This is a genomic window from Azospirillum sp. UENF 312511, from assembly GCF_058780635.1.
In genome coordinates this window covers 526,975-551,327 of record NZ_JBSNCG010000001.1, presented here as the reverse complement: position 1 = coordinate 551,327, position 24,353 = coordinate 526,975, and the positions used below count along the sequence as shown (strand labels likewise).

Annotated in this window: 21 protein-coding genes and 1 pseudogene; 10 read left to right on the top strand and 12 right to left on the bottom strand. The window is 70.2% G+C overall.

The features are described 5' to 3' along the window. Positions 1-53: 53 nt before the first annotated feature. Positions 54-1,670 (bottom strand): acyl-CoA synthetase, encoded by a 1,617-nt coding sequence (locus ACWPN7_RS02430; protein ID WP_459197830.1) that lies wholly within the window; start codon positions 1,668-1,670, stop codon positions 54-56. 191 nt (positions 1,671-1,861) lie between these two features. On the opposite strand from ACWPN7_RS02430, the gene ACWPN7_RS02425 reads away from it, so the two are divergent. The 3 genes from ACWPN7_RS02425 to ACWPN7_RS02415 all read left to right on the top strand — a co-directional run bounded on the left by ACWPN7_RS02425 (position 1,862) and on the right by ACWPN7_RS02415 (position 4,960). Continuing rightward, positions 1,862-2,392: an RT0821/Lpp0805 family surface protein gene (locus ACWPN7_RS02425; RefSeq protein WP_459197829.1), complete on the top strand. Its 531-nt coding sequence runs from the start codon at positions 1,862-1,864 to the stop codon at positions 2,390-2,392. Positions 2,393-2,437: 45 nt separating this feature from the next. Next, on the top strand, positions 2,438-4,600 hold the full coding sequence (locus ACWPN7_RS02420) for an O-linked N-acetylglucosamine transferase, SPINDLY family protein (protein ID WP_459197828.1): 2,163 nt from the start codon (positions 2,438-2,440) through the stop codon (positions 4,598-4,600). Between the two features lie 114 nt (positions 4,601-4,714). Beyond that, positions 4,715-4,960 (top strand): hypothetical protein, encoded by a 246-nt coding sequence (locus ACWPN7_RS02415; protein ID WP_040134505.1) that lies wholly within the window; start codon positions 4,715-4,717, stop codon positions 4,958-4,960. A 1-nt stretch (position 4,961) separates the two neighbouring features. On the opposite strand, the gene ACWPN7_RS02410 is transcribed toward ACWPN7_RS02415, so the two are convergent. Beyond that, on the bottom strand, positions 4,962-6,635 hold the full coding sequence (locus tag ACWPN7_RS02410; protein WP_459197827.1) for a tetratricopeptide repeat protein: 1,674 nt from the start codon (positions 6,633-6,635) through the stop codon (positions 4,962-4,964). An 81-nt stretch (positions 6,636-6,716) separates the two neighbouring features. Between ACWPN7_RS02410 and ACWPN7_RS02405 the strand changes: the two genes are divergently transcribed. After that, entirely contained in the window at positions 6,717-7,481 is a 765-nt protein-coding gene (locus ACWPN7_RS02405) for a glycosyltransferase family 2 protein (RefSeq protein WP_459197826.1), read from the top strand. Here ACWPN7_RS02405 and ACWPN7_RS02400 read toward each other — a convergent pair. The 6 genes from ACWPN7_RS02400 to ACWPN7_RS02375 form a co-directional block, all read right to left on the bottom strand. Next, the gene (locus ACWPN7_RS02400) at positions 7,472-7,705 is read right to left on the bottom strand and encodes a hypothetical protein (RefSeq protein ID WP_014198240.1); all 234 of its coding nucleotides are present in this window, start codon (positions 7,703-7,705) and stop codon (positions 7,472-7,474) included. The genes ACWPN7_RS02405 and ACWPN7_RS02400 overlap by 10 nt on opposite strands. A gap of 456 nt (positions 7,706-8,161) precedes the next feature. Then, positions 8,162-8,368 carry a DUF1656 domain-containing protein gene (locus tag ACWPN7_RS02395; protein WP_040134508.1) on the bottom strand — a complete coding sequence of 69 codons (207 nt, stop codon included), beginning with the start codon at positions 8,366-8,368 and terminating at the stop codon, positions 8,162-8,164. Beyond that, entirely contained in the window at positions 8,365-10,452 is a 2,088-nt protein-coding gene (locus ACWPN7_RS02390) for an FUSC family protein (RefSeq protein ID WP_149650231.1), read from the bottom strand. The genes ACWPN7_RS02395 and ACWPN7_RS02390 overlap by 4 nt, the downstream gene beginning before the upstream one ends. Beyond that, entirely contained in the window at positions 10,449-11,354 is a 906-nt protein-coding gene (locus ACWPN7_RS02385; protein WP_040134509.1) for an efflux RND transporter periplasmic adaptor subunit, read from the bottom strand. Before ACWPN7_RS02385 ends, ACWPN7_RS02390 begins: the two co-directional genes overlap by 4 nt. Before the next feature lie 90 nt (positions 11,355-11,444). After that, positions 11,445-11,909, bottom strand: coding sequence for a MarR family winged helix-turn-helix transcriptional regulator (locus ACWPN7_RS02380; RefSeq protein ID WP_459197825.1), 465 nt, complete (start codon positions 11,907-11,909; stop codon positions 11,445-11,447). A gap of 57 nt (positions 11,910-11,966) precedes the next feature. Beyond that, positions 11,967-12,866, bottom strand: coding sequence for a LysR family transcriptional regulator (locus tag ACWPN7_RS02375; RefSeq protein ID WP_459197824.1), 900 nt, complete (start codon positions 12,864-12,866; stop codon positions 11,967-11,969). A 90-nt stretch (positions 12,867-12,956) separates the two neighbouring features. On the opposite strand from ACWPN7_RS02375, the pseudogene ACWPN7_RS02370 reads away from it, so the two are divergent. The 3 genes and pseudogenes from ACWPN7_RS02370 to ACWPN7_RS02360 form a co-directional block, all read left to right on the top strand. Beyond that, positions 12,957-13,202: pseudogene (locus ACWPN7_RS02370) on the top strand (MFS transporter); the annotation flags it as partial. Positions 13,203-13,290: 88 nt separating this feature from the next. Further along, positions 13,291-14,190, top strand: a complete 900-nt coding sequence (locus ACWPN7_RS02365; protein WP_492273102.1) for an MFS transporter — start codon at positions 13,291-13,293, stop codon at positions 14,188-14,190. 40 nt (positions 14,191-14,230) lie between these two features. After that, entirely contained in the window at positions 14,231-15,055 is an 825-nt protein-coding gene (locus tag ACWPN7_RS02360; protein WP_040134513.1) for an aldo/keto reductase, read from the top strand. A 41-nt stretch (positions 15,056-15,096) separates the two neighbouring features. Here ACWPN7_RS02360 and ACWPN7_RS02355 read toward each other — a convergent pair whose 3' ends face one another. Both ACWPN7_RS02355 and ACWPN7_RS02350 read right to left on the bottom strand, forming a co-directional pair. After that, entirely contained in the window at positions 15,097-16,878 is a 1,782-nt protein-coding gene (locus ACWPN7_RS02355; RefSeq protein WP_040134514.1) for an SLC13 family permease, read from the bottom strand. 33 nt (positions 16,879-16,911) lie between these two features. Then, positions 16,912-18,930 (bottom strand): AsmA family protein, encoded by a 2,019-nt coding sequence (locus tag ACWPN7_RS02350; protein ID WP_040134515.1) that lies wholly within the window; start codon positions 18,928-18,930, stop codon positions 16,912-16,914. 189 nt (positions 18,931-19,119) lie between these two features. Here ACWPN7_RS02350 and ACWPN7_RS02345 point away from each other — a divergent pair, with 189 nt between their 5' ends. Genes ACWPN7_RS02345 through ACWPN7_RS02335 form a run of 3 tightly spaced genes read left to right on the top strand, consistent with a single transcriptional unit; the run spans position 19,120 to position 21,935 of the window. After that, entirely contained in the window at positions 19,120-20,223 is a 1,104-nt protein-coding gene (locus ACWPN7_RS02345; RefSeq protein WP_200475058.1) for a hypothetical protein, read from the top strand. A gap of 2 nt (positions 20,224-20,225) precedes the next feature. After that, positions 20,226-21,536 carry a hypothetical protein gene (locus tag ACWPN7_RS02340; protein ID WP_349621227.1) on the top strand — a complete coding sequence of 437 codons (1,311 nt, stop codon included), beginning with the start codon at positions 20,226-20,228 and terminating at the stop codon, positions 21,534-21,536. Positions 21,537-21,554: 18 nt separating this feature from the next. Then, the gene (locus tag ACWPN7_RS02335) at positions 21,555-21,935 is read left to right on the top strand and encodes a hypothetical protein (RefSeq protein ID WP_040134518.1); all 381 of its coding nucleotides are present in this window, start codon (positions 21,555-21,557) and stop codon (positions 21,933-21,935) included. Between the two features lie 10 nt (positions 21,936-21,945). On the opposite strand, the gene ACWPN7_RS02330 is transcribed toward ACWPN7_RS02335, so the two are convergent. Together ACWPN7_RS02330 and ACWPN7_RS02325 are read right to left on the bottom strand one after the other, a co-directional pair. Further along, on the bottom strand, positions 21,946-22,872 hold the full coding sequence (locus ACWPN7_RS02330) for a DMT family transporter (RefSeq protein ID WP_014198227.1): 927 nt from the start codon (positions 22,870-22,872) through the stop codon (positions 21,946-21,948). Positions 22,873-23,130: 258 nt separating this feature from the next. Further along, positions 23,131-24,333, bottom strand: coding sequence for a CaiB/BaiF CoA transferase family protein (locus tag ACWPN7_RS02325; protein ID WP_040134519.1), 1,203 nt, complete (start codon positions 24,331-24,333; stop codon positions 23,131-23,133). Between the last annotated feature and the right edge of the window lie 20 nt (positions 24,334-24,353).

Here is a 24,353-nt window from a genome sequence, read left to right as displayed (position 1 = left end):
TTTCTTGTTATTTTTAAGTCCCTCTCCCAGGACGGGAGAGGGGTTTGGGAAGCCTACCCCCTCGTCCGCAACTCGCGGCGGATGATCTTGCCCGTGGTCGTCATCGGCAGGCTGTCCACGAACTCCACGGCGCGCGGGTATTCATGGGCGGCGAGGCGGGTCTTCACATGGGCCTGGATCTCCGCCGCCAGTTCGTCGCTGGGGCGCACGCCGTCCTGGAGGACGATGAAGGCCTTCACGATCTCGGTGCGCAGGGGGTCAGGCACGCCGACCACGGCGGCCATGCGGACGGCGGGGTGGCCGATCAGGCAATCCTCGATCTCGCCGGGGCCGATGCGGTAGCCGGCCGACGTGATCACGTCGTCGTCCCGCCCGACGAAGCGAATGTAGCCGTCGGCGTCCAGTTCGCCCTGGTCGCCGGTGACCAGCCAGTCGCCGACAAACTTCGCGGCGGTGGCCTCCGGGTTGTTCCAGTATTGCAGGAACATCACCGGGTCCGGGCGGTGCACGGCGATCAGGCCGATCTCACCGGGAGGAAGGCGGTTGCCCTGCCCGTCGATCACCGCCACGTCGTGGCCGGGCGCCGGGCGGCCCATGACGCCGGGCTTGGGCGGCATGACCGTGGCGCAGGAGGACACGATCATGTTGCACTCGGTCTGGCCGTAGAACTCGTTGATGGTCAGCCCGAAGGTCTGGCGGCCCCAATCGAGAAGCTCGGCCCCCAACGTCTCGCCGCCGCTGGCGACGGAGCGCATGCTGTAATTCCAGCGCGTCTGCGGGTCCTTCACCGCGCGCATCATCTTCAGCGCGGTCGGCGGCAGGAAGGCGTTGCGCACCTGGAAATCGGCGATCAGGCGGAAGGCCTCCTCCGCGTCGAACTTCTCGAAGCGGTGGGAGACGACGGTCACGCCATGGTGCCAGGCGGGCATCAGCACGTCGAGCAAACCGCCGATCCACGCCCAGTCCGCCGGAGTCCAGATGCGGTCGCCCGGCTGCGGGAACAGGTCGTGGGAAATCTCCACCCCCGGCAGATGGCCGAGCAGCACCCGGTGCGCGTGCAGCGCGCCCTTGGGCTGGCCGGTGGTGCCGGAGGTGTAGATGATCACCGCCGGGTCATCGGCCGCCGTGTCCACCGGCGCGAAGTCCTCCGACGCCGCATCGACCAGCGCGTGCCAGTCCAGCTCGCCCTCTCCGGCCTCGTCGATGCGCAGGACGAGTTTCAGTTCGGGCAGGCGGTCGCGGATCTGGGCGATCTTGGCCGCGCCCACGGCGTCGGTCACCACCGCCCGCGCCCCGCAGTTGCCGAGCCGGTATTCCAGTGCCTCAACGCCGAACAGCGAGAAGAGGGGGACGGCGACGCCGCCCATCTTGTAGACGGCGACGTGGCTGACCGCGGTCTCCGCCGCCTGGGGCAGCAGGATGCCCACCCGGTCGCCGCGCGCCACCCCATGGGCAGTCAGCGCGTTGGCGAGGCGGTTCGACAGGCGGCGGATGTCGGCGAAGCTGTAGGTCTCCACCGCGCCGTCGCGGCGCTTGTGGATCAGGGCGGTGCGGTCCGGATCGCGCTCCGCCCACGTGTCGCAGACGTCCACGCCGATGTTGTAACGCTCCGGCACCGACCAGACGAAACGGTCGCGCAGGCCCTCGTAGCTGTCCGCTTCCGGCAGCATGCTTTTCCTCCCGTCGGGTTCTTGCCAGCCGCTTGGTCGCGGCCATTTGGTTTCATCATAGGGGCAACGGCGGCGTTCCGTCACGCGGACGGAATAGTTTGCGGGGCTGCCATGTTCATTGACACAGGGTTCATGAACACAGGTTCCGTTCCGTGGGGTTCGAGATGAAGGCCAAGGGGATTGTTGCGGTTGTGTTGTCCGTGGGCCTGCTGGCCGGCTGCGCCAGCCCCTATGGCTATGGGTATGGCGCCGGGTATGGTGGTGGGTATGGCGGTGGCGGGTACGGGGCCAACTATGGCGGCGGCTACGCCCCCGCTTATGGCAACAAGGCGACGGCGGGCACGCTGCTGGGCGGCGTGGTCGGCGGCCTCGCCGGGTCGCGCTTCGGCGGCGGCACGGGCAAGCTGGTGGCGGTCGGCGTCGGCACGCTGCTCGGCGCCGCGCTCGGCAACGCCGCCGGCCAGTCGATGGACCGCGCCGATCTGATGTACGCGCAGCAGGCCGCGGGGCAGGCCTACATGGCGCCGACCGGCGCGACCGTGCAGTGGAACAACCCGCAGACCGGCAACTGGGGCACCTACACCCCGACCCGCGACGGCACCGGTCCCTATGGCGAGCCGTGCCGGGAGTTCCAGACCAGCATCGTGGTCGGCGGGCAGCTTCAGCAGGGCTACGGCACCGCCTGCCGCCAGTCGGACGGAAGCTGGCGCATGGTGAGCTGACGCGTACTCTTCAGCCCTGCGGTGAAATGCTCTAAACAAGCCAGCATGGCGACGATCAAGGACGTGCTGGCCGCGGCGCTGGCCCATCATCAGGCCGGACGGCTGGCGCAGGCCGCCGCCGGCTATCAGGCCGTCCTCGACACGCTGCCCGACCATCCCGACGCGCTGCATCTGCTGGGCGTCGTCTATCTCCAGGCCGGACACCCGGCGGAGGCCGAGCCGCGCATCCGCGCCGCCATCCGCGCCGATTCGACCGTCGCCGACTATCACGACAATCTGGGCAGCGCGCTGCGCGCCCTGGACCGCGACGCGGAGGCGGCGGAATCCCACCGCGCGGCGATCCGCCTGCGCCCGGCCTTCGCGCAGGCCCATTACAACCTCGGCAACGCGCTGGACCGGCTGGGCCGGCTGGAGGAGGCCGCGGACGCCTACCGGCAGGCCGCCGCGTTGCGCCCCGGCTACGCGCGGGCGCGCTTCAACCTCGGCAACACGCTGACGGCGCTCGGCCGGCTGGGCGAGGCGGACGAGGCCTTCCGCGCCGCGCTGGCCGACGATCCCGGATTCGGGGAGGCGCACGCCAACCGCGCCTCGCTGATGTTGCAACGCGGCCGGGCGGCGGAGGCAGAGCGGGCCTTGCGCCGGGCGTTGGCCTTGCGCCCCGACCACGCCACGGCCCTCGCCAACCTGTCGGCCGCCTTGCTGGCCCTCGACGCCCCCGCCGACGCCGAACAGGCGGCACGCCGCGCCGAATCCGTGCGCCCGGACTTCGCGGAAGCGGCGCTGCGCCGGGGCGACGCGCTGCAAAAGCGCAACCGGCTGGCGGAGGCCGCTCGTGCCTACGCCCGGGCCGCCGCCCTATGTCCCGATCTGGCGGAGGCTTACGCGAACCTCGCGCTGGTGCGCCAGACGCAGGGCGACCTGGACGCCGTTGAGGCCGGCTACCGCCGCGCGCTGACCCTGCGGCCCGATCTGGCCGAGGTGCGCTCCAACCTCGCCTATCTGGAGCTGTTCCAGCCCGGCGTGACGCTGGCCCGCGTGCTGGAGGCGCACCGCGGCTGGGACGCCGTGCACGGCGCGCCGTTGCGGCCCGAATGGACGCCGCGCGCTCCGGCGGTTCGGGACGACTCCCGTCCGTTGCGCGTCGGCATCCTGTCCGGTGACTTCCGCCGCCACCCGGCGGGGCAATTCGCGGTGCGGGCGGTCGAGGCGCTGCCGGACTTCGGCGTCGAACTGACCCTCTACGCCAACCAGTTGGAAGCGGACGACCTGACCGACCGCTTCCGCGCCGCGGCGGCGCGCTGGGTGCCGGTCGCCGACCGGACCGACGCTGAACTTGCAACGTTGATCCGCAACGACCGGCTGGACGCGCTGATCGACCTCGCCGGGCACAACGCCCGCGGGCGGCTGGGGGTCTTCGCCCGCAAGCCGGCGCCGGTGCAGGTGGCGTGGTCGGGCTACATGGCGACCACCGGGCTCGCCGCCATGGACGCGCTGGTCGCCGACGCCCACCATGTGCCGGAGGGGGCCGAACGCTTCTACAGCGAGCGCATCCTGCGCATGCCCGGCGCCTTCATCGCCTACGACCCGCCGCCGGACGCGCCGGAGCCCGGTCCGCCGCCCTGCCTGAGCGGCCAGCCGGTCACCTTCGGCGCCTTCAACATCCTGACCAAGCTGACCGACGAGGTCCTCGCCACCTGGGCCGCCCTGCTCGCCCGGGTGCCCGAGTCGCGTCTGTTGCTGAAGACCAAGGCCTTGTCCTGCCCGGAAACCGCCGCCCGGTGGCGTGGGAGGCTGGCCGCGGCGGGCATCGCGCCGGAGCGGCTGGTCCTGGCCGGGGCGACTCCCAGCCGCGAGCATATGGGCTGGTGCGCCCGCGTCGACGTGGCGCTGGACCCCTTCCCCTTCGCCGGCAGCACGACGACGCTGGAGACGCTGTGGATGGGCGTGCCGGTCGTCACCCTGCCCGGCGAGACCTTCTCCAGCCGCCATTCCCTGGCTTTCTTGAACGTGGCGGGGGTGGAGGGCTGCGTCGCCCGCGACCCGGCGGACTATGTGGATCGCGCTGCCGGCTGGGCCGCCGACCCGGCGCGGTTGGCGGAACTGCGCCGAACCCTGCGCCCGCGCATGGCGGCCGGGCCGCTCTGCGACGGGCGGCGCCTGGCCGAAGCGCTGGCGACAGCCCTGCGTGGTTTAGCGAAAGGCGATTAGCCTTTCCGGATAGGACACCGCAAAATCCGAAATTAAGGGTTGTTTGGACACTAATTTTTCGTCACATGTTGTATATCAGATTCATCAAGGGTCGCGACGCCCAGGGGGTCCTGGATGCTGAACCTTTCGGCTGTCCGCACAGCCATCGAGGACGTGGAACAAGCCATCGCCACGACGCTGGCGCCGGAGACGCTGGCCGCCAAGACGGTCGCCACCAACCGGCGGGCGCTGGCGCGCCTCTACACCGCCTATGCCCAGGGGCTTCTCAAGCGGCACGGCATCGCCGTGGACCTGGACGACATCTGCGGGCAATGCTGCCGCGACTGCCCGGATGGACGCTGCGCCCGGCTCCCCTCCTGAGTCACTTCTCCCCGATGAAGCGGACCCAGGGGAAATCCAGAACGTCGAACCAGCGCACCCGCGGCCCCTCCCCCCGCCGCTCCAGCGCGTCGAGCACCGCGAAGGGTGCGGCCTGATCCAGCATCCAGAATCCGCGCCCCTCCCGCAGAAAGGCCCCGATGTAGGCCGCGGTCGAGGCGAGGAAGGCACGCCCCCGCGGGGTCGGCTGGAACGCCGCGAAGCAGACGGTGATTTCCCGCGTCGGGCCGCGCCAACGGGCGTCGCGCAGCAGCCCGACGTCGGCTCCGTCCAGCAGCGCCGCCAGCGCATCAAGCCCCCCGGCCAGCGTGCAGTCGGCGTCGAGATGCAGCAGGGGCCGCCCCCAGAGCGTCATCAACTGGTGCCAGCGCAGGAAACGGACGCAGGCGTAGTAGGTGGTCCGCCGATGATCGTCCCAGCCCGTGAAGTCCACCCGTTCCCGGCTGCAGCTTAGACGCAAGCGCTCCCGCCGCCGGGCGAGGTCGGCCAGGGTTTCCGGTGAAGGGTTCACGACATGGACATGGACCGCCACACCGCCGCCCGCCAGTTCAACCGAATCGAGCAGGCCGGTGGCGAAGCGCCGGTAGTAGCCGTCGTCGCAGGACACCGCCAGCAGCGGCCCGTTCCCCGCGGGCGGATCGGCCAGCAGTTCCAGCGGGGGGAAGGCACCGAGCAGAGCGTCGGCGTCGGGCAAGCTATCCAGCGCCCGCCGCCCTGCCCGCACCATCGACCACAGGCGCAGCTCGAAATCCGCCGCCACCTCCGCCGCGGTGAATCTCCGGGCAAAGCGCCGCATGAAGCGGCTGGCGAGGTCCGTCCGTCCCTGCCGGTAGAAGCGGTAGGCGACCACGGCCGCCGCCCGCGTGTCGCGCGGGTTGCGGCGCAGGACCGTGAGGGCGGTGCGGGCGGCGCGGTCCAACAGCCAAGGCGGCGCCTGCCCGGCCTGGACGAGCGAAAGCGCCGTCCCGATCAACGCGTCCGCCGCCGCCCCATGCCGCGGATCGGCGGCCAAGGCGTGGGTCAGGGCATGCCCCGCGCGGTCCACCAACTCCGGGTCGAGGCGCCGGGCGTGCGACAGCGGGCGGTCCAGCCCGGCGTCGGCGAGCGCGCTCACCGCGGCGTTGTGGAGGGCGTCGGGATGGGCCGGCGCCAGGGCCACCGCCTGCCGGCGCAGCCGCGCCGCGTCCTCCGCCCGGCCCAGCGCCGCCAGGGCGTTGGCGCCGTTGATGCGCGCCTCCGCGAAGTCGGGCCGCCGGACCAGCGCCTGGGCGAAGGCCGCCGCGGCACCCGCCGCATCCCCGCGCTCCAGCCGCAGCGCGCCCAGCGTGAAAGCGATCTGGGCATCCGCGGGGTCGAGCGCCGCCGTGCGGGCGAAGGCGCGCTCCGCCGCGTCGGGCTGCCCCGCCGCGCGCAGGGTCCGCGCCAGATTGCCGAGGAAATCCGCGTCGCCGGGCAGCAGGGCCACGGCGCGGCGCAGCAGCGGCAAGGCCGCGCCCGGCCGGCCGCTCTGGCTTTCCAGGACGCCCAGCAGGTGAAGCGCGTCGGGATGGCCCGGCTGGCTGCGCAGGATGCTATGATAGAGGGGCCGGGCCGCGTCCAGCCGGCCCGCCTGATGGTGGCCGACCGCGGCGGCCAGGGCATCCCGAAGTGTCACCATGCCGCCTGTCTACACGCGCCGCCGGGCCGGAGTCCATGCGGCGCAGCGGTTGGGGGCACCGCCTGTTGCGAAGGAGAGACCATGGCCGACCGGCCGCTCGTCAGCATCATCACGCCAAGCTGGGGACGGGAAGCCTTCCTGCCGCTGTGCCACGCCCGCGTGCTGTCGCAGACCGTCCCCAACGTCGAGTGGCTGGTGTTCGACGACAGCCCGCGCCCGTCCGCCTATCTCCAGCCCCTCGCCGGGCCGCGGCTGAAGTATTTCTACGCGCCGCGCCGCTACGCCATCGGGGAGAAGCGCAACATCCTGGCCGAGCACGCGCGCGGCGAGGTCATCGTCCATTTCGACGACGATGACTTCTACGCTCCCCACTATGTGGAGCGGCTGCTCGGCTGGCTGGAGGAGGGCCACGACGCGGTGACCCTGTCCGGCTGGTTCCTGCACAGCGCGGTGCACGGGACCTTCGGCTATTGGGACACGGCGCGGGGCGGCTCGCATCACCGCTGGGGCCGGACGACCCGGTCCTACGTCGAGGCGCCGGAGACGCCGCCCTCCGACGACAATGTGCTGGGCTACGGCTTTTCCTACGCCTACCGGCGGTCAGTGTGGGAGGCGGTGCGCTTCCCGCCGGTCAACGCCTGCGAGGACGCTCCCTTCATGAAGGCGGCGCAGGAGCGCTTCCGCGTCGCCGCTTTTCCGGACGCCGAGGGGCTTTGCCTGCACACTCTGCACGCCCGCAGCACCAGCCTGTGCCTGCCGCAATACGAATTGCCGCCCCTTCTGCTGGAGCGCCTGTTCGGACCGGACATCGCGGCTTACACGGGGGGCGGGGTGGGTCAGACCTGAACGTCGAGATACATGCCGCGGCGGTAATTGCGCGGCAGCGTCAGGATGCCGTTGACCAGAAGGCTGGCCAGTTCGCGGACGCTGGGAATGCGCTGGCGCCCGCCGCCGACCTGCTCCGCCCGGTTGCGGACGCCGACCGTGCCGGGCGACGCGACGCGCCCACCCCCGACCTCGGAGCGGATCGGTTCGTTGGAGCGGTCACCGGTGCGTCGCGTTTCAACCATGGCCGAAATGGTACCGCATAGGCCGCCCCACCGGCAAGGCGGAGGCGGCGCGGTCCATCCGTTGTCGCGCGGAAGCGCCGATATCCCCTCTCCCCTCCGGGGAGAGGGTTGGGGTGAGGGGGTTGCGCTTTTGCCGAACGTCGCGACACGCGCATCCCCCTCACCGGCTCTCAGCGGATGCCAGAGGCATCCGCCTGCCGCCGTCAGCGCTGGCCTCTGGCCAGCGCGAGAGGCCCTACGGGCCACCCTCTCCCCCAGAGGGGAGAGGGTTATTAAGAGCCGGATAAAATCTTCCCGATTCTCAACCGCCCCATCGCTTGACAAACTGTTATATCAGCGGTAACCGATACGTCTCTAAACCTTACGGTTTGGATGGGTATAGGTGGTTCGGGGCGTCGGAGGGAAGTCCATAACAATAAGCGCCCCGACCCGCCTTTCCTCTTCCGGCACAGCCGCTTACCGCAACCATGCGGTCAGCGCCGCCAGCGCGCTCAGCACCAGCACGTAGAGCGCGAGATCGAACAGCGGCGGGTGCCAGACCCAGCCGTAGAACCCCACCGCCCGCAGGCCGCGCCGCAGCAGGCCCGAGACGAACCAGGCCGCGATCGCCAGGATGAGCAGCGGGGGAATGAACAGCCCGTAGATGTCGATTTCGCCGATCATGCGGTCACCGATTCGCGGAGCGATTCGCTGGAGGATTCAGGTGCGGCGAAGGTCAGGTGCGGGAACAGCGCGCGGCGCAGCCCGGCCAGCGCGATCACCGCGCGGTCGCGCTCCGCCGACCGCGGCTCGGCCGACAGGTTGGACAGGGCGGCGTCCATCATCGGCAGCACCTCCGCCGGGGGCGTGCCGAGGCGGCGGCTGGACAGGCCGCGGAAATGCTGCCCCACCGCGCCCAGCAGCCGCGCCACATGGGGCGCCGCCGGGCCGCCCAGGGCGCGGCGGGCGCGTTGCAGTTCCGCCACGTTCAGCCCAACCCGCAGGTCGTTCACCGCGTCCGCCGCCGCCAGATCCTGCTGCGGACCGGCCAGCGCCAGACGGGAGGACAGCAGCCCGACGCGGTCGAGCATCCGGTTCTCGAAGCTGCCCACCGGAATGCCGGAGCGGGCGGCGGTCATCGCCGCGATCTCGCTCCAGCCGGCGCGGAGCAGACGCCGGGCGCTCCAGGCCGCGCCGACCGAGCGGCAGAGCTGGGTGACCAGCAGCGCCGTGGCGATGCCCACCACCTGCGCGACGTTGCTGTTCAGGAAGGAGGCGAAATCCCCCGTCCCGAGGTCGAGCAGGCTGAGCGAGCCGACCACCCCCATCAGCAGGGCCATCGCCTTGCCCATGGTCGCCGGCCGCGCCACGAAGACACCCAACAGCAGGAAGGTCGGGGCGAGGCCCAGCACCAGCATGGGGAAGCTGTCGAAGGACGGCAGCACGACCAGCAGGTAGAAAGCGGCCAGCGGCACCGACAGCAGGGTGAAGACCAGGAACAGGCGGATGCCCGGCGCGGGATCGTCCAGCGAGGCGAAGAAGCAGCAGAAGACCGCCGTCATCATCGCCGCCGCCGATCCCGACGACCAGCCGGTGCCAATCCAGAAGGCGCAGACCACCGCGATCCCGAGCAGCGCCGCGAAGCCCGACCACAGCGCCATGCCGGCGTCGAGATGGAAGACGTCGCGCGAGCGGCGGCGGGTCAACGGGTCGAGACGCTCCGGCAGGCTGCTCTTGCTGTCGCGGATGTGCGCCCGCAAGTCGCGGCAGTCCTGGTGGATGTCCACCAGCGAGCGCAGCCGGGTCAGCAGGTTGAGAAGCGTTGCCTCCTTCCAGCCGGTGTCCGCGCCGATGACCGGGGACAGCCGGGCGATCTCGGCGCGCAGGCGGTCGGCGCCGCCCTCCTCATCATCGCCCCCAACTGGGTCACCACCCACCCAGCGGTCGAGATCGGCCAGCAGGGCCGAGACCTCGGCAGGCAATTGACCGCGCAGGGCGTCCAGCCGGTCCTCGATGCCCGCGGTCAGCGGCAGCAGATAGGCCATGCGGTCCTGCATCGCCCGCACCGCCCGCGTCATCCAGCGCACGTCGGACGTGTCATAGGGCAGATGGGTCGCCATGACGCGCAGCTCGGTGATGTCGCGGGCCAGCTTCTGGCGCTCCTGCGCGTTGGCCGCGCCCTCTGGCGCCGTCTCCCGCGACAGGGCTTCGCGGGTCCAGCGCTCCGCGTCGCGCAGCGTGGCGTCCAGCCGGCCGAGCAGAGCCGGGCCGACGCTCTGCGGGAAGACCACGCTGTGCACCACGGTGGCGCAGAGGATGCCGATCAGGATCTCCTCGACGCGGGCCAGACCGGTGTCGAAGATGGTCGACGGGTCGGTCACCGCGGGAAAGCCGATCAGGCCGATGGTGTAGCCGGCCAGCATGAAGAGATAGCTGCGCGGCGTGCGGTCGAGCAGCGAGATGAACAGGCAGACCGCCACCCACAGCCCCAGCGCCAGGGTCAGCAGCTCAGGCGAATCGGCGAGCGCCGGCACCAGGGCAATGGCCCCGGCGCAGCCCAGTGCCGTCCCGGCGACGCGGAAGACCGCCTTCGACCGCACGGCGCCCGACAGCGGGCCGGAAACAATGTAGGCGGTTGCCATCGCCCAGAAGGGCCGCGGCAGCCCCATGGAGAAAGCGATGTAGAGCGCCGCCATGGCCGCCGCGAAGGCCTTGACCGAGAACAGCGCCTCGTTCAGCGAGACCAGTTTCAGGGCGGAGGTCTTCATTGCCCGGCCACCCGCTTGGCGGGCGCCCCCTGCTCCGTCTCGCGCACCACCTCGACGGTCACGGTGCGGCCGGCGACGAGGTCGCGGGGGTCGGGGATCTGCTCCAGCGCGACGCGCACGGGGATGCGCTGGGCCAGACGGACCCAGTTGAAGGTCGGGTTGACGTTGGGCAGCAGCCCGGTGCCTTCGGTGCGGTCGCGGTCCACGATGGCGTGAGTCACGCTGTCCACCCGACCGGTCAGCCGCTCCGGCTCGCCCATGATGGTGACGCGGACCGGGTCGCCGACGCGGATGCGCGGCAGCTTGGTCTCCTCGAAATAGCCGACGACGTAGAAGGAATGGCGGTCGATCACCGCGACCACCGGCTGGCCCGCCGTCACATAGTTGCCGGCCTTGAGCTGGAGGTTGGTGACGAAGCCGTCCACCGTCGCCCGCACCTCCGTCCGCTCCAGGTTGAAGCGGGCGAGGTCGAGCGCCGCCTCCATCTGGCGGGCGGCGGCGGCGGCCTTGGCCTGGGCGGAGGCGACCTCCTGCCGCTGGGCGGTGGAGACGACGTTGTTGCCGAGCTGCGCGTAGCGGTCGGCCTCGGCCTTGCGGAAGGACAGCTCGGCGCGGGCGCTTTCCAGATTGGCCTCGGCCTGATCGACGGCGAGGCGGTAGCGGCTGGGGTCCACGACGAACAGGACATCGCCCTTGCGGACCGCCTGGTTGTCGATGACCCGCACCTCGGTCACCAGTCCGGCGACGTCGGAGGACACCTGCACCACGTCGGCCCGCACCCGCCCGTCGCGGGTCCAGGGCTGGTTCATGTAGTAATCCCACAGCCACCAGCCGCCGCCGACGGCGCCCAGCGTGACAACCAGCGTGACCGTGATCCGAATGAGGAGGGAGAAGAGTTTCACCGTGGTTCGTCCTTGCGCTCCACCGGCGCGGCCGGGAGCGATCGTTCCGTGTCCCGCCGCTGCGGGACGCGCTGCTGTGTAGAACCGCCGTCAGCCCTTCATGGCTCGGGCGTTCGACTCAATCGCCGCCATGACGCGCACCGCGCCGGCGATCTCCGGGCCGGAGGCGCCCTGGAGCAGGCGGCGGCGCACGTCGTTTAGCGCGGCGTTCACGCGGGCCAGCAGGTTGCGGCCCTGGTCCGTCAGGTGCAGCGTCTTGGCCCGCCGGTCGTCCGGGGCCTCCCGGCGCTCGACCAGCTTCGCGGCCTCCAGGCTGTCGAGCAGCCGGACCAACGACGGCCCCTCCACCCCCATCTCCTCGGCCAGCTCGCGCTGGCGCATCCCGTCGCCGAGTTCGTTGAGAAGCATCAGCGGCGAGATGACGGAGGAGGAGAAGCCGCTCTCCGCCAGCACCTTGTTCGCTTCCCGCCGCCACAGATGGGCGGCGCGGAACAGGTGGATGCCGAAGTTGGACGGAAAGTCCGGGGCGGGAGTGGACGGGCCATTCGATTGCATGCCTATTTAATAGCTTTGCTATCTATTTTCGACAAGACGCCCCACCCCGCCGCTCGGTCATTGCAGGCATGCGCGCATCCGCGGCGTCATGTGATCGAGGAAGGCGCGGACCCGGTGCGGCACCCGTTCCCGCCCGGTGTAGACGGCGTGGATCTCCTCGCGGTCGACCAGAACGTCGTCGAGGACGCTGACCAACCGCCCGGCGGCGAGGTCGGCGCGGATGTGATATTCGGCCAGCCGCCCCAGCCCGAGGCCGAGCAGCGCCAAGTGGCGCACCGTCTCGCCGTTGTTGGCGACGATGCGCGTGTCGATCTCGCGGTCGACCAGCCGCCCGCCGGACTTCAGCGGCCAGACCGCGGCGGCGCGGCGGAAGTTGAAGCCCAGGCAGTCGTGGCGCTCCAGATCGGCGGCGCTCTCCGGCCGGCCCATGCGCTCCAGATAGTCCGGCGAGGCCACGATGCGCCGCCGCACGTCGCCCAGCCGCACCGCCAGCAGCGCCGAATCGGACAGCCGCCCGGCGCGGAAGGCCACGTCGGTCCGCGCCGCGTAGAGGTCCACCACCTCGTCGGTCAGGGTCAGGTCCAGCCGGATGCCGGGATAGGCCCGCGTAAAGTCGGGCAGCAGCGGCAGCAGGCAATGCCGCCCGAAGGGCACCGACACGCTGATGCGGATCAGGCCGGTGGGCGAGCGTGCGCCGCCCGCCACCTCCGCCTCCATGGCGTCGAGGTCGCCAAGCAGGCTCTCGGCCCGCTCGCGGTACAGCTCTCCCTCCGCGGTCAGGCGCAGCCGGCGGGTGGAGCGTTCGACCAGCCGCACGCCGAGCCGCTCTTCCAGCCGGGTCACCAGCTTAGCGGTGGAGGACGGGGTCATGCCAACCTCCCGCCCGGCGGCGCTGAAGCTGCCCAGCGCCGCGACGCGCAGGAAGACCCTCATGTCCCAGGCGCGGCTGTCGCTCATCAAAGGTGCCCTTCCGTCAATCTTGTCATTGAATGACACGATCATGCGAAAACGGACGGCATTCCGCATCCCGGATTTTTGGCTCATCTGATGCGTCCTGCACAGCTCGCATGGATGGAGCCTTCAGTCATGCCACTCGCACTGCTGGCGCTGGCGATCAGCGCCTACGCCATCGGAACGACCGAGTTCGTCGTCGTCGGCCTGCTGCCGACCGTCGCCACCGACCTGAATGTCAGCCTGCCGATGGCCGGCATGGTGGTCAGCGTCTACGCGCTGGGCGTCACCATCGGCGCCCCGGTCCTGACCGCGCTGACCGGCCGGCTGCGGCGCAAGCCGCTGCTGCTCGGGCTGATGGGCCTCTTCATCGCCGGCAACCTGCTGGCCGGGGTCAGCCCCAACTACGAGACTTCTGCTGGCCGCCCGCGTGCTCAGCGCCTTCGCCCACGGCGTCTTCTTCTCGGTCGGCGCGACCATCGCCGCCGACCTCGTACCGGAGGACAAGCGGGCCTCGGCCATCGCCATGATGTTCTCCGGCCTGACCATCGCCATCGTCACCGGCGTGCCGATGGGCACCTGGATCGGCCAGCATTTCGGCTGGCGCGCCACCTTCCTGGCGGTCTCCGCGCTGGGCGTGATCGGTGCGCTGGGCGTCGCGGCTCTGGTCCCGGCGAAGCTCAGCCAGCCGCCCGCCGCCGGGCTGGCCACGCAGGTCCGCGTGCTGGCCAAGCCGCGCCTGCTGCTGGCCTTCGCCATCACGGCGTTGGGCTATGGCGGGACCTTCGTCGCCTTCACCTATCTGGCGCCGATCCTGGAGACGATCACCGGCTTCTCCAGCGGCACGGTCAGCCTCGTCCTGGTGCTCTACGGGGCGGCCATCGCGGTCGGCAACATGGTGGGCGGCAAGCTCGCCAACCGCAACCCGGTCCGCGCGCTGGCGTGGCTGTTCGCCCTTCAGGCGGTCGTGCTGATCGTCTTCACCTTCACCGCCTCCAGCCCGGTTCCGGCGCTGGTCACCCTGGCCGGCATGGGCGCGCTGGCCTTCGCCAACGTGCCGGGGCTTCAGCTCTACGTCGTGCAGTTGGCGCAGCGCCACGCGCCGGGCGCGGTGGACGTCGCCTCGGCCCTGAACATCGCCGCCTTCAACCTGGGCATTGCTGCCGGCGCCTTCTTCGGCGGGCGGGTGGTGGACAGCGCGCTCGGCCTCGCGGCAACACCGTGGGTGGGTGGGCTGTTCGTGCTGGGTGGGCTGGCGCTGACCCTGCTCAGCGGCGCGCTCGACCGCAAGGACGGGCGCCGCGGCGAGGCCGTCGCCCAGCCTGCGTGATACATTGATAAAAAATCCACGTTCGAGAGGATCGAGACCAATGCACAACGTGACCGCCAATGGCGCCTCCATCCCCGCCCTCGGCTTCGGCACCTTCCGCATGAGCGGCCCCGACGTGCTGCGCATGGTGCCGGAGGCCCTGAAGCTCGGCTTCCGCCACATCGACACCGCCCAGATCTATGGCAACGAGAGCGAGGTCGGCGAGGCCATCAAGGCGGCGAGCCTGCCGCGCGGCGAGGTCTTCCTGACCACCAAGGTCTGGGTGAGCAACTACAAGGCCGACGACTTCCGCCGCTCGGTGGACGAGAGCCTGGCGAAGCTGCGGACCGACTACGTGGACCTGCTGCTGCTCCACTGGCCGAACGAGGCCGTTCCGCTCGCCGAGCAGATCGAGTCGCTGAACGCCGTCCAGGCCGCCGGCAAGACCCGCCACATCGGCGTCAGCAACTTCAACCGAGCGCTGCTGGATGAGTCCGTGCGCCTCAGCACGGCGCCCATCGTGACCAACCAGATCGAGTACCATCCCTATCTCGACCAGTCGGTGATGCTGGAAGCGGCGCGCCGCCACGGCCAGTCGATCACCGCCTATTACGCCATGGCCGACGGCAAGGTCTTCAAGGACCCCGTGCTGACCGACATCGCCGCCCGGCTGGGCAGGAGCCCCGCCCAGGTGGTCCTGCGCTGGCTGGTGCAGCAGGAGGGGGTGATCGCCCTGTCGAAGACGGTCGGCGAAAAGCGCGCCGCCGAGAACCTCGCCGTCTTCGACTTCGAGCTGTCGGAGGCGGACATGGCGGCCATTCATGGCCTCGCCCGCCCCGACGGGCGGATCGTCAGCCCGGACGGTCTGGCGCCCGCCTGGGACTGAGGGAGCATTCCCTTCCCTCTCCCAGGACGGGAGAAGGCGTCTTAATGCGGCATCAAGGGCCAGAACAGCGCGATCGCCGTCGTGCCCAGCACGATGACGATCAGCGACAACGGCAGGCCAAGGCGCGCGTAGTCGCTGAAGCGGTAGCCGCCCGGCCCCATGACCAGCGTGTTGCACTGGTGCCCGATGGGGGTGAGGAAATCGCAGCCCGCCCCCACGGCCACCGCCATCAGGAAGGCGTCGGGCCGCAAGCCCAGATGGTTGGCGAGGCTGGCCGCGATGGGGGCCATCACCAGCACGGTGGCCGCGTTGTTCAGGAAGGGCGTCACCGCCATCGCCGCCACCAGCATCATCGCCAACGCGCCGATGGGCGGCAGCCCCTGCGCGGCGATGGACAGCCAGCCGGCGATCAGCTCCGTCCCGCCGGTGGTGCGCAACGCCTCGCTGACCGGGATCAGGGCGCCCAGCAGCACCAGGATCGGCCATTCGATCGATTCGTAGGCCTCCTTCAGCGTCACCACGCGCAGCGCCGTCATGGCGACCGCCGCGCCGAAGAAGGCCAGCGTCACCGGGACGAGGCTGGTCGCCACCAGCCCGATGGTCACCGCCATCACGGCCAGCGCGATCCGCCGCTTGCGCCGCCGCCCGATGGACAGATTGCGCTCCGCCAGCGGCAGACAGCCGAGTTCGTTCAGCGTGTCCGACAACCCCGCCGCCCGCGCCTGAAGCACGACCAGATCGCCCGGCTGGAAGCGGACGCGGCGCAGCCTCTGGCGGATCGGCCGGCCGCGCCGGCTGAGCGCCAGCAGGTTGGCGCCGTAGCGCTCCCGCAGCTCGACATCCTCCACGTTGCTGCCGATCAAGGGGGAGCGCGGCTCCACCACCGCTTCGAGGACGGCCAGATCCTCGTCGCTCTCCACCCCCTCCAGCTCCTTCTCGTGCATCAGCTCCAGGCCGGCGTGCTTCACGAGGTCGCCCAGCGCCTGGGTGTCGGCCTCCAGCACCAGCACGTCGCCCGCGAGCAGCACCCAGTGGCCGGACGGGATGTGGCGGCGGTGCCGCCCGCGGATGATCGCCGCGACCGTCACGTCGCCCTCGCCGTAGGCCTCCAGGTCGGCGACCGTCTTGCCGACGAAGGGCGACTTCTCCGGCAGCAGCGCCTCCGCCGTGTAGTCGTCGATGGAGAAGCCCCCGGCGTTGCCCGAGGCCGCCTGCCGGCCGGTGGGCAGAAGGCGGTAGCCGACCGTCAGGAAGGCCACCCCCGCCACCGCGACGGTCAGCCCGACCGGCGTGAAATCGAACATGCCGAAGGGTTCGCCGACCATCTCGTTGCGCAGGCGGCTGACGATGATGTTGGGGGAGGTGCCGACCAGCGTCATCAGCCCGCCGAGAAGCGAGCCGAAGGCCATCGGCATCAGCAGAGACGACACCTTCGTCCCGTTGCGCCGCGCCACCTGCATGGCGATGGGCATGAAGATGGCGAGCGCCCCGATGTTCTTGACCACCGCCGACAGCAGCGTCACCGCCCCCGTCAGCACGATGATCTGCGCCGGCACGGTCTTCATGCGGGCGCTGAGGGGGCGCATCACCTCCTCGACGATGCCGGAGCGGCCGACCGCCGCGCTGACCACCAGCGCCGAGCCGACGATGATGACGATGTCGTCGGAAAAGCCGCTGAAGGCGTCCTTTGGCTTGACGATCCCGACGGCCACCGCCGCCAGCAGCGCCAGCATGGCGACGAGATCGTAGCGCAGCTTGTCCCAGATCAGCAGCGCGATCACCGCGCCGATGATGCCGAAGGCGAGTCCCTGGTCGAGCGTCATGCAGCCCTTTTTTGGGGAATTGTTGGTGCGTCGTTACTGCGATTTGCCGGACGGGGAGCCCGAGGGAGCCGCGTCGCGCCCCTTGCCGGTGCCGCTGGAACCGGTGCTGGAGTTCGACGGGGACCGGGCGTTCCGGACGAGTTCGCCGCAGTGTGGCTGCTCGTTACTGCCTGGGTCAAGAAAAGGCAGGACGCTGGCCAGCGGCGTCAGCAGGACGCCGAGCGCCACCGCCGCGGCGCCGCGCGCCGCCGACTCCGTCGCGTTCACCCCGATGTCCGGCGCGCCCAGCGTGCCGCGGACATGGACCGGGACATGGGTGGCGAAGATCTGCGGGCTCTTGGCGCGCCCCAGCACGGTCATGTCCATCGCCTCGCTGCGCAGGTTGATCGTGCCGTCCGCCGTCACCAGCGTTTCCGGCGTGTCGAGCACCAGAGCGCGGCTTTCCACCAGCCCGTCCTTCACCGTCACGTCGGCGACCAGGCAGTTGAAAGGCAAGGGCTTGTCGCCGGACAGGACAACGCCCAGCGTTTCCAGGATGTTGGTCTTCAGCCCCTTGACCGCGTAGCTGGTGATCCGGCCGCCGTCCACCGCGACGCCCAGCTTGCCGTCGGAGGACCCCAGGATGTTGGCGACCGTGGTGCCCTGCCCCTTGAGCTGAATGCGCCCGCTGGCCGTGCCGCCCATCTCCTGCGCGAAGGCCGTCTCGCGGAACAGCCGGGCCAGCTTGATCTGCCGAACGTCCAGGTTGACGTCCAGCGCCGGAGTCTTGCGCCCGCCGTCGAGCACCGCCGTCCCGGCCACCCGCCCGCCGCCGACGCCGAGCGACAGCGGGTCGAGCACCAGCCGCCCGTTCTCCAGCTTCGCCCGCGCGTCGAGCGCGTCCAGCGTTGAGAAGGGCGCCTCCACATGCTCGCCGCGGAACTTCACGTCCATGTCGGCGGTGCGCAGCTTCTCCAGCGGAACCTCGGTGGCCGGGATGATCCGCTCCCGCCCCTTGGTCGGGTAGTCGCCCCGGCCTTCCGGCGAGGCGCCGATGAAGCCCGCCAGATCGATCGCCGCCAGCTTGCGCGAGGTCAGGTCGCCGGTGATCCGCGGGCGTTCGCCGCCCAGATCCACCGCCACCTGACCGGACAGGTCGCTTTCCCCGACCTTGCCGTTCATCCCCTCGAAGCGCCAGACGTCGCCCTCGCGCCCAAGATGGCCGGAGATGGCATAGGGCCGCGTCGTCGGCACGGGAATGCCCAGGATCGGGAAGACGTCGGCCAGATCGTCGCCGCGCAATTCCACCGACAGGTCGACGCCCTCAAGCAGCACCGGTTCGGCGATGGAGCCCTCGATCTTGCCGCGGGTCTTGCCGATGGCGGTCTCGACCCGCAAGGGATAGGGCTTCGGATCGTCGCGCAGATACTCCAGCGAACCGCCGGCCGCCGTCAGGGTGAAGGGCTTGCCGGCGAAGTCGCCCTTGCCCTCCAGCCGGACCTCCTGGTCGCCGTTGCCACCGACCGCGGTGTTGACGCCGCTGTCGATGTCGATCTTGCGGGTCGGATCGCGGAAGCGCAGGCGCCCCTCCTCGACCACCAGCGTCTCGATGATCGGCAGATCGGTCCGGTCTTCCGGCTTGACCGTCTCCTTCGCCGCCTCCTTGCGCGGGTCCGGCCCGCCGAAATTCCAGTTGGCGGCGCCCTCCCGGTTCTTCTCCAGAAGCAGCTTGGGACCGGTGAGGCGGATCTCCGGAAACTCGAAGTCGCCGCGCAACAGCGGCCAGGGGCGAAGCTGAAGGTCCAGCACCCGCAGTTCCGCCATCGTCTTGTCGTCGCTCCACTCCGCGTTGGCGACCCGCAGCCCTTCGACGCGGATGCGCAGCGGGTCCCCCAAACGGACGTTGAGATCGCCGTCGATGGCGACCTCGCGGTTCAGCGCCTTGGACGCCTGCCGGGCGATGAAGCCGCGGGCGTCGTTCCAGTCGAAAACGGCCAGAGCGATGCCGACGCCCGCCGTCACGGTCACCACCAGCCCCAAAAGGCCGTAGCCGATCCATTTCACCACGGCCATCCGCCGCGCCCCCTTGTCTGCCCATACCGCACCCTGTGGCTGAATAACGGGCAAATGCCCGGCGGTGTGACGCCTTACCTCCAAAGGGCAGAGAAAAGGACGGCCTTGCACGGACTTAACGAAAAATTGAACGAATCATGCTACGGATGGTAGCATTCCGTTTTCCACTTCCCTCCCGACCCGAGAACCATGCGTTCACTTACGAATTTTGCTCCCTCTACCTTCGAGGAGCGCGGCGCCGCCGTGGCCTTCACCACGCCGGTACTGGCGCAGACGCGGGTGCGCAAGGACGACCGGGACAAGCTGGAGGTCCTGATCCCCAACCTGTCGGACGGGCACGGGGTCTATGTGGTGCCGTGGAAGGGTCTGCCGGTCGCCTTCCCGATGACCGTCCACGACCGCATGTTGCAGGACCTGATCCGCGAGGCGGACGGCTGCTCGCCGGACGACATCCGCAAGGCGGTGCTCCAGGCGGCACGCTGCGGCCTTGCCGGTCCGCTGGCCGTGGAAGCGGCGGAGGCCGCGCTCCGCGACGAGGACGAGCAGCGGCTGCTCATCAACTACCAGTTGATCGTCGAGGTGCTGAAGGCGGTCGGGCTGGAATCCACGGACATCCTGCGCGCCGGCCTCGGCTCCGAGAAGGGCGAGCAGCTGACCCGCAGCTACATGACCAAGGCGGCGCAGAGCCTCGCCCTGGAACCGACCGAGCTGTACGCGCGGGTGGCCGAGCTGGCGACCTTCATGGAGCCGGTGAGCATCGCCACCTCGCCGAAGCCGGCGCGGTTGCGCCGTCTGGCGCGCGACCTGCTGCAGTTCCGCGACAGCATGACCGACTGGGCGAACGGCAACGTGTCGGAGGCCGCTCCCATCGGCGCCTTCTGCGCGGAGGTGGCGGAGCACACGCTCAACCAAGTCCGCAACGTGGTGAACCAGCTCGACCAATCGTTGGCGGCCTTCGAACTGCTGCTGCGCCAGTGGGACACCAAGCGCACGCTGGTGCGGAAGGCGACCACCCGGCTGTCCTGGCTGCTCGACGGCTGGGACTTCATCGTCACGAGCTGGGCGGAAGCCCAGACCCGGAGCAAGCACGAGCAGGACATGACCGTGCATGAGCTGTTCCGCGTCCTGCCGCTGCTGCCCAAGGACGAGGAGAAGTCCGATCACGCGCTGCTGGCCGACGGGCTGCTGGCCGCGAACCGCCGCACGGTGCGCGCTTATGTGGACTGGCGCAGCGGCCAGCTCGACATGGACCTCGTGATGCGGATTGAGGCGATCAAGGGGAAGGCGGCCTGACCATGACCACGGACCCCAAGGCCCTCCTCAGCCTCGGCACCAAGCTGCTGGACATCGACGAGGCCCGGTTCCGGCAGGTGGTCGACCTGCTGCAGCAGATCGGCGACCATCCCGAGGTGCAGCACACCTTCTCACTGATCCGCCCGCGTCTGGCGGAGGTGCGGCCCAGGCGGCGCCCGACCTTCAAGCGGCTGTTCTGCGAGCCGTTCGAGGATCTGTTCCAGCTTCCCGGCGGCAACCAGCCCGCCCCCCTGAACAAGCTGGACCGCAAGGTGGTCAACGCCTTGTGGCCGCTGGTGGAGGGGCAGATCGGCAAGGAGCGGCTGCGCGGCGTCGCCAGAGCACTGGGCGACGCCGCATCGCGAGCGGAGCCGGCCAGCGCCTTCTGGTCCATGGCCTCCGCCGCCGTGGCCGGCATTCTGGAGCAGACGGAAACGGGGCGCTTCGCGGACGAGCTGGGGCTGCGGCTGAACCCAGACCGCCTCCGCACCGTCGAGGACATCGCCCGCATCCTGACCATCGCCCAGCCGGCGGCCGAGTTGAAGGCCGTCCTGTCGCCCAAACCGGTCCAGAAGCTGCACAAGGACCATCTGGACGGCATCCAGGCCATCGGGCGGCAGGTCGCGCGTGGGCGGCCGGAGGCGCTGAAGCTGTTCATCCTGCTGGCGGCGGCCCGCCTGTCCGACCCGTCGATTCTGCTGGGCAACCTGTGGGACATGGACCTGGGCCAGAAATCCAGCGACCGGGCCGCCCTGTTCCTGGATCTCAGCGGCACGGTGGTGGCCCAGATCGAGGAGCGGTCGCACGGCGTCGCCTCGGCCTCGGGCGGCACGGTGGACCGCATGGCCGCCGCCACCCTCGCGGTCAATCTGGTGGCCAGCCTGGAGGCCACGCGCAACGCCATGGAGCACAGCCGCAACAAGGACTTCGACCAGCGACTGAAGATCATCCGGAACTCCGTGCACGAGCTGGTGCGCACCCAGGTGCTCGACGGGGCGGAGACCGAGATCCTGTCCGCGGTGGAGACCATGACTCCTGGAACGGACACCGCCCGGATGGTGCAGGCGGAGAACCAGGCGCGCGCCCTGCGCAAATGCTCGACCATCGCCGACACGCTGGGCCTGCGCGGCGCGTTGAAGAGCGTGACCCAGCAGGCCACCGCCTCGCTGACCGGCACGGCGCGGCAATCGCTGGCCGATGGCGTCGGCGACGTGCGGACCGGCTACACCGCCATCCGCATGATCGAGCTGATTGCCGGACCGGCGGAGGCCAACCAGATCATGGACGACATCCTGAGGGGTGGCCGCCGCTGAGGGTACCGGGGAGATCGCATGACGCGTCGCGGAGGCTATGTCGGCTGGGCGCTGCCGGAGGCCGAACGCGCCCGCCTGCTGGCGCGGTTCCCGGCGCGCTACGCCCGCACCGTCGCCCATCATGTCACGCTGGCCCACGGCGTCGGGGCACGTCATCCGCTGCCCACGGAACGTGAGGGAACGGTCCTGGGGCTGGCCGACGACGGCGAGGGCGTTCAGGCGCTGGTTGTCGCCATCGCCGGGACGACCGACCGCCCAGGCGGCGGGACCTACCACGTCACATGGTCGCTGGGACCGGGCCGCCGCGCCGTGGAGTCGAACGCGGTGATCGCGCGCCTCGGCTGGACTCCGGTGGAGGCCGTCGCCGTCCGGCTGGAGCCGCGCTTTTTCCCGCTTTAGGCGCCTTTTCTTAAGCGCCGGGGCCGCCGCTGGCGTTGGCCTCCGCCGCCGCACCGCGGTTCAGCGCCTGCTCGCGGTGGAAGACGAACAGGCCGCTGCCGATGATGAGCAGCGCGCCGACGATGATGCGCAGGGTCGGCGCCGTGCCCCAGACCAGCAGGTCCAGCACCACCGCCCAGATGATCGAGACATACTGGAACGGCACCACCACCGCCGCCGGGCTGAGCTGGAGCGAGCGGTTCATCGCCGCGTGCCCGGCCAGCGCCGTGACGCCCAGCGCCCCCAGCAGCAGGAAGTCCAGCCCCGGCGGCGGCACCCAGACCAGCGGCAGCGCCGCACTGCCGAGCAGGCCGGTGCCGAAGGTCTGGAAGCTGACCAGCGACAGGTTGCTCGAATCGCGCAGCAGCCGGGTGGAGATCAGGCCGGTGGAGAAGACCAGCGTGCCGAATAGGGCGACCAGCGACGGCACCGCGTCGAACTGGCCGGTCGGATTCAGCACGATCACCACACCGGCGAAGCCGACCACCACCGCGGCCCAGCGGCGCCAGCCGACCTTCTCGCCGAGCAGCGGCACCGACAGGGCGGTGACGATCAGTGGGGCGGCCATGTAGATGGTCATGACGTTGGCGAGCGGCAGCGACCGCACCGCCCAGTAGAAGCAGGCGACCTCCCCGGCCACGCAGCCGACGCGCAGAAGATGCAACGGCAGCCGCTTCACCGCGAAGACCGACCGCACCCCCTCGCGCAGGATCAGCGGGGCCAGCAGCATCGCGCCGAACAGGCTGCGGATGGCCAGCAGCATCGCCACCGGATAGTCGGCGACCAGCCATTTGCCGAGTGCGTCGTTGACGGTGAACAGCGACATGCCCAGCAGCATCAGCAGGATGCCCAGGCGGGTGTCGGTGGCGGCGGAGGACGGGGTGCTGGAGGCGATCATCTCGGTTCACGCAAAAAATCCCTTCCCCCGCATACGGCGGGGGAAGGGATGGGATTGGGCATTCGCATCGTATATCCCCTCTCCCCTCCGGGGAGAGGGTTAGGGTGAGGGGGTTGCGCTTTTGCCGAACGTACCGCCTCGCGCCCCCCCTCACCGGCCCTTCGGGCCACCCTCTCCCCAGAGGGGAGAGGGTTATGACGGTCGATACGATGCCCTGAAGGATGGGACAGGGGCGGCAAAATGACGGGTGCGCGCGGTTCAGACCACGCCCTTCTCCCGCAGGGCCGCGATGTCCGCCGCGCATAGGCCCAGCGCTTCCTCCAGCACGGCGTCGGTGTGCTGGCCGAGCGTCGGCGGAGCGACCGTGTGCTCGATGGGGGTCACGGAGTAGCGGATCGGGCTCGCCACCGTCGGCACCGTCCCGGCGGTCGGGTGCGGCAGATCCTGGTGGATGTTGCGGGCCTGGACGTGGGGGTCTGCGAAGACCTGGGACACGTCGTTGATCGGCCCGCAGGGCACGCCCACCGCCTCCAGCGCCGACAGCCAGTCGCGGCTGGACCGCTGCTCCAGCAGCAGCTCCAGGATCGGCACCAGCTCCTTGCGGTTGGCGACGCGGGCCGGGTTGGTGGCGTAGCGCGGGTCCTGCGCCAGCTCCGGACGCCCGGCGACTTGGCAGAATTTGGCAAACTGCCCGTCATTGCCGACCGCCAGGATGATGTGGCCGTCCAGCGTGGCGAAGGCCTGATAGGGCACGATGTTCGGGTGCGCGTTGCCCAGCCGCTGCGGCGCCTTGCCGCCGACCAGATAGTTCATGGCCTGGTTCGCCAGCACCGCCACCTGCACGTCGAGCAGGGCGAGGTTCACCCACTGCCCCTCCCCCGTCCGGTCGCGGTGGGCCAGCGCGCCGAGCACGCCGATGGTGGCGTAGAGGCCGGTGAAGACGTCGGTGACCGCGACGCCGACCTTGACCGGCCCGCCGCCCGCCTCGGCGTCCGGCTGGCCGGTGATGCTCATCAGCCCGCCCATGCCCTGGATCATGAAGTCGTAGCCGGCCCGCTTGGCATAGGGGCCGTCCTGCCCGAAGCCGGTGATCGAGCAGTAGACGAGGCCCGGGTTGATCGCCTTCAGGCTCTCATAGTCCAGCCCGTACTTGACCAGCCCGCCGACCTTGAAATTCTCGATGACGACGTCGGCCTGGGCAGCCAGCTTGCGGACCAGTTCCTGGCCTTCCGGGCGTTCGAAGTCGATGGTGATCGACCGCTTGCCGCGGTTGGTGGAGAGGAAATAAGCGGACTCCTCGCCCGCCCAGGGGGGACCCCAGGCGCGCGTGTCGTCCCCGGCGCCGGGCCGTTCGACCTTGATGACGTCGGCGCCGAGATCGGCCAGCGTCTGCGCCGCCCACGGCCCGGCGAGCACGCGGGAGAGTTCCAGGACACGGACATGGGAAAGCGGGCCGGGCATGCTCTACATCCCTATAAATT